The sequence below is a fragment of the Accumulibacter sp. genome, assembly GCF_016789985.1.
In the GTDB taxonomy this organism is placed as follows: Bacteria; Pseudomonadota; Gammaproteobacteria; order Burkholderiales; family Rhodocyclaceae; genus Accumulibacter.
In genome coordinates this window covers 1-3,864 of sequence record NZ_JAEUOL010000124.1, presented here as the reverse complement: position 1 = coordinate 3,864, position 3,864 = coordinate 1, and the positions used below count along the sequence as shown (strand labels likewise).

Below are 3,864 nucleotides of genomic sequence, written 5' to 3'. Positions count from 1 at the left end.
GGCCTCACCGGCGCGGGCGGCTTCGATTGCCGCGTTGAGCGCCAGCAGATTGGTCTGATCGGCGATTTCCTTGATCAATTGCACGATGCCGCCGATCTGCTGTGCGCTGCCCTGCAGGCTGAGCACCTGGTTGAGCGCCTGCCGGGAGCGCTCGGCCAGGTGGTTGAGTTCGTCGCTAATGGCGTGAACCGCGTCGTGACTGCCGGTTGCCGCGCTGGCAGCGGAGGCGGTCTGCTGCTTCTCGTTGCGCAGACCTTCGGCGAGTGCCGCCAGGGTCTGCTGCGACTCGCACAGCGATTGCCGATACGAGCGGAAGGCGGCAAAGAGACGCTGCTGCTCGGTCGCGTGTCCGCTCATTCGTTTGTGCTCCTGCCCCTGTTGTTCATTGTGCGCCTGGGCCGCAGCAAGCTGCTCCCGCAACCCGGCATTCTCCGACTCGAGCGCGCCGATGCGCTGCTCCAGTCCACGAATCTTCGCCCCGCTGCCGAACATCATTCGTTCTCCCCATTGACGTCTGGTCTTGCCAGACCGGCCCCCCGCTGGCCGGCAAGAGTGCCACGGCTTCCAATGGGCGCCAAGGATACACAGAGCAGCCTTGGGATGGTCAAGTTTGCGTGCCTGCAGCATGCAAAAAAACAAAAAGGCCTCGCGATTGGCACGGTCGGGCAGGTTTGACAACGGTTCGGCGCCACCCATGCCGGACTGCGTCCCGGTGCCTGCCCGCGCGGTGGCGCTCGGTGAGGCACTGAAACATCTCGTTACAAGAGCATGGTGCTCGGATCGACCGGCGGCGCGTTGGATGCTTATCTCCCGGGGAGTTTCCGAAATGAAAATGCTCATTCCCGCACTGCTTGTCGCTACCACGCTTGCCGGTTGCGTCGTGGCTCCTGCCCAGCCGGCGTACGCACCACCCGGGCCCGGCTACTCCTACCCACCCGCGGTGATCGTTGCGCCGCCGCGCGTCTACGTCGAGCCGCCGCTGGTGATCGTGCCGGGCAGGCCTTATCCAAGACATGGGTATGGCTACTGGTCCCGGCGCGGCTATTACTGGTAGCCAGGCAGTCCGGCGGCGGCGCACGAGGGTGCCCGGACAGGTGTCGTACGGTTCATGTCCGCTTATTGCGGCTGGTGGCAGTCGGCGAGTTTTTCGATCCGCTGCCGATGAACGGCTGGCAGCCAGGCAGCGGCGCTGCCGCGACCCGGAATCCGGCAGAGTGGTGCGATTTCGACCAGGGGTGCGAGGACGAAGGCACGCAGGTGCATGCGTGGGTGGGGCAGGGTGAGCCGGGTGCTGGCGAGCACCAGGTCGTCGTAGAGCAGCAGGTCGAGGTCAAGGGTGCGCGGCGCATGATGAAACTCGCGTCGCCGACCAAATTGCCGCTCAACGGCAAACAGCGCGTCGAGCAACTGCTGCGGATCGAGCCCGGTGGCGAGAGCGGCCACGGCATTGACGAAGTCGGGCTGGCCACGGATGCCCACCGGTGCCGTGCGGTAGAGTGAGGAGAGCTGCAGCAGACGTGAGTCGGGCAGCTCGGCCAGTGCCTCGCCGGCGGTTCGAACCTGCTGTACCGGCGCGGCGAGGTTGGCCCCCAGCGCGACGAAAGCCAGGTGCGTGGTGTCAGTCGGCATGGCGGGCCGCAGGAGGCGGATGAAGAGAGGTGTGCGGGCAGCGCAGGGGGCCGTCGGGACGCCTGGCGCGGCGGGCGAATGGCACCGGATGTTGCATCATTCGGGCGCGCTGTCCGGCGTCACGTCGGTCGTCGGGCGCCGCCGTCGGCGCTTCCTTGCCGTGCCGGGCGCTTGCGGCAGCAGCATCGCCGCGCGGCCCTCGTCGCTGGCATGGAGGAAATCGGTCCACCATTCGCCGACTTCGTTCCCGACCTCGCCCGACCCGACACGCAGCAGCAGGAAATCGTAACCGGCCTTGAAGCGAGGTTGCTGCAGGACACCGTAGGGCCGTTTGCCGCTGCGCTGCTCGAAACGTGGTTGCAGCGCCCAGATATCCTTGATGTCGCCGGCAATCCGCCGGGTGATGGCCAGTTTTTCGGCCTGCACGTCGAGCACCTCGTCCATCGCCTGGAAGAGTGACGGGATGGCCGGCTCGCCGGCCGCCTTGAGCGGTTCCCACTTGCTCAGTACTTCGTGCCAGAGCAGGGTCGCGAAGAGAAAGCCGGGTGATACCGGTTTGCCTTCGCGCACGCGGCGATCGGTACTCCCGAGCGCCAGGGTGACGAAACGTTCGCCGAGCGCCTGGTCGAGGATCACGTCGAGCAGCGGCAGCAGGCCGTGGTGCAGTCCCTCCTCGCGCAGTTGCGTGACGCAACGCACGGCGTGGCCGGAAGTGAGCAGCTTGAGAATTTCGTCGAACAGGCGGGAGGGTGGCACATTTTCGATCAGGCTGCCCATCTCGCGGATCGGTCGCCGTGCCTCGGGATCGATCGCCAGTCCGAGCTTGGCGGCCAGCCGGACGGCACGCAGCATGCGCACCGGATCCTCCCGGTAGCGGGTCTTCGGGTCGCCGATCATGCGCAGGGTCTTCTGCTGCAGGTCGGCAACGCCATGATGGTAATCGACGATGGTCTCCGAGGTCGGATCGTAGTACAGGGCGTTGACCGTGAAATCGCGGCGTGCCGCATCCTCGGCCTGGCTGCCGAAGACATTGTCGCGCAGCACCCGGCCCTGATCGTCGACCTGCGCCTTGTTGCCGCCCTGTTCGCCGTGATGGCCGCGGAAGGTGGTGACTTCGATGGTTTCAGCGCCCATGTTGACGTGCACGATCTGGAAGCGGCGGCCGATGATGCGGGAACGGCGGAAGCAGTGGCGTACCTGTTCCGGTGTGGCGTTGGTGGCGACATCGAAGTCCTTGGGGGTCAGGCCGGCCAGCAGGTCGCGCACCGCGCCGCCGACGATGAAGGCCTGGTAACCGTTTTCCTGCAGGGTCTCGACGGTCCGCCGGCAGGCGCGGCTGATCTCCTCACGCTGCAGGCCGTGCTGGGCGACCGCGATGACCGCCGGTTCGTTCTGCTTGCCGGGCTTCTTGCGTCCAAGGACGCGGGATATGAACTTGCGGATCATTCGCTCTCTTCTTCTGCCGGTGCTGTTGCCCCGGCATGATAGAGGATATCCATTGGTTTGCCGTCGGTGATGGGGGTTGCGCTAGGTCAGAAGGCTCAGGATCGGCCAGCCGGTGGCGTTGGCGTGGGCGCTCAGGGTCGGATCAGGGTCCACCGCCACCGGGTTGCTGACCCTCGACAGCAAGGGCAGGTCGTTGAGCGAATCGCTGTAGAACCAGCTGCGCTCAAAACTGCTCCACCACAGCCCGATCGCTTCCAGCCAGGCTTCGACGCGAATGATCTTGCCTTCGCGGAAGGACGGCAGACCGCGTGGCTTGCCGGTGAACTGGCCGTTCTCCTGTGCCGGGATGGTGGCGATCAGGTGCGCGATCCCGAACTCGCGGACGATCGGGCCGGTGACGAAGCTGTTGGTCGCGGTGACGATGGCACACAGCGCACCGCGTTCGATATGCTCGCCGACCAAGGCGCGCGCCTTGCGGCTGACCAGCGGCAGGATGTGGCGGGCCATGAACTCGCGCTGCCAGATGTCGAGCTGGGCGCGTGGGAAGCGCGACAGCGGCTGCAACTGGAAGTCGAGAAAGACGTCGATGTCGAGCGTACCGGCCTTGTACTGTTCGTAGAATTCCAGGTTGCGCGCCTCGTACAGCGTGCGGTCGAGGATTCCCTTGCCGATCAGGAACTGGGCCCATTCAAAGTCGCTGTCCCCGGCGATCAGGGTGTTGTCGAGGTCGAAGAGGGCGAGATCCATGGGGGTGCTTTCGGGCAGGTCAGAGGTCCAGCGGGGTCTGCA

At 65.7% G+C, this 3,864-nt stretch carries 5 protein-coding genes; 1 reads left to right on the top strand and 4 read right to left on the bottom strand.

The genetic code is table 11. The features are described from left to right. Positions 1-495: methyl-accepting chemotaxis protein (locus JNK99_RS07220; RefSeq protein ID WP_291850737.1), on the bottom strand; the 495-nt coding region annotated here is incomplete at its 3' end. 331 nt (positions 496-826) lie between these two features. Here JNK99_RS07220 and JNK99_RS07215 point away from each other — a divergent pair. Then, positions 827-1,054 (top strand): hypothetical protein, encoded by a 228-nt coding sequence (locus tag JNK99_RS07215; RefSeq protein ID WP_291850734.1) that lies wholly within the window; start codon positions 827-829, stop codon positions 1,052-1,054. 62 nt (positions 1,055-1,116) lie between these two features. Here the strand turns inward: JNK99_RS07215 and folK are convergent, their stop codons facing one another. From folK to JNK99_RS07200, 3 genes are all read right to left on the bottom strand, one after another. Beyond that, complete coding sequence (folK, locus tag JNK99_RS07210) at positions 1,117-1,629, bottom strand: 2-amino-4-hydroxy-6-hydroxymethyldihydropteridine diphosphokinase (protein ID WP_291850730.1); 513 nt, start codon at positions 1,627-1,629, stop codon at positions 1,117-1,119. Between the two features lie 96 nt (positions 1,630-1,725). Then, a complete protein-coding gene (gene pcnB, locus JNK99_RS07205; RefSeq protein WP_291850728.1) occupies positions 1,726-3,075 on the bottom strand; it encodes a polynucleotide adenylyltransferase PcnB in 1,350 nt (449 codons plus the stop codon). Between the two features lie 81 nt (positions 3,076-3,156). Further along, complete coding sequence (locus tag JNK99_RS07200; RefSeq protein WP_291850740.1) at positions 3,157-3,822, bottom strand: HAD family hydrolase; 666 nt, start codon at positions 3,820-3,822, stop codon at positions 3,157-3,159. Positions 3,823-3,864: the final 42 nt, after the last annotated feature.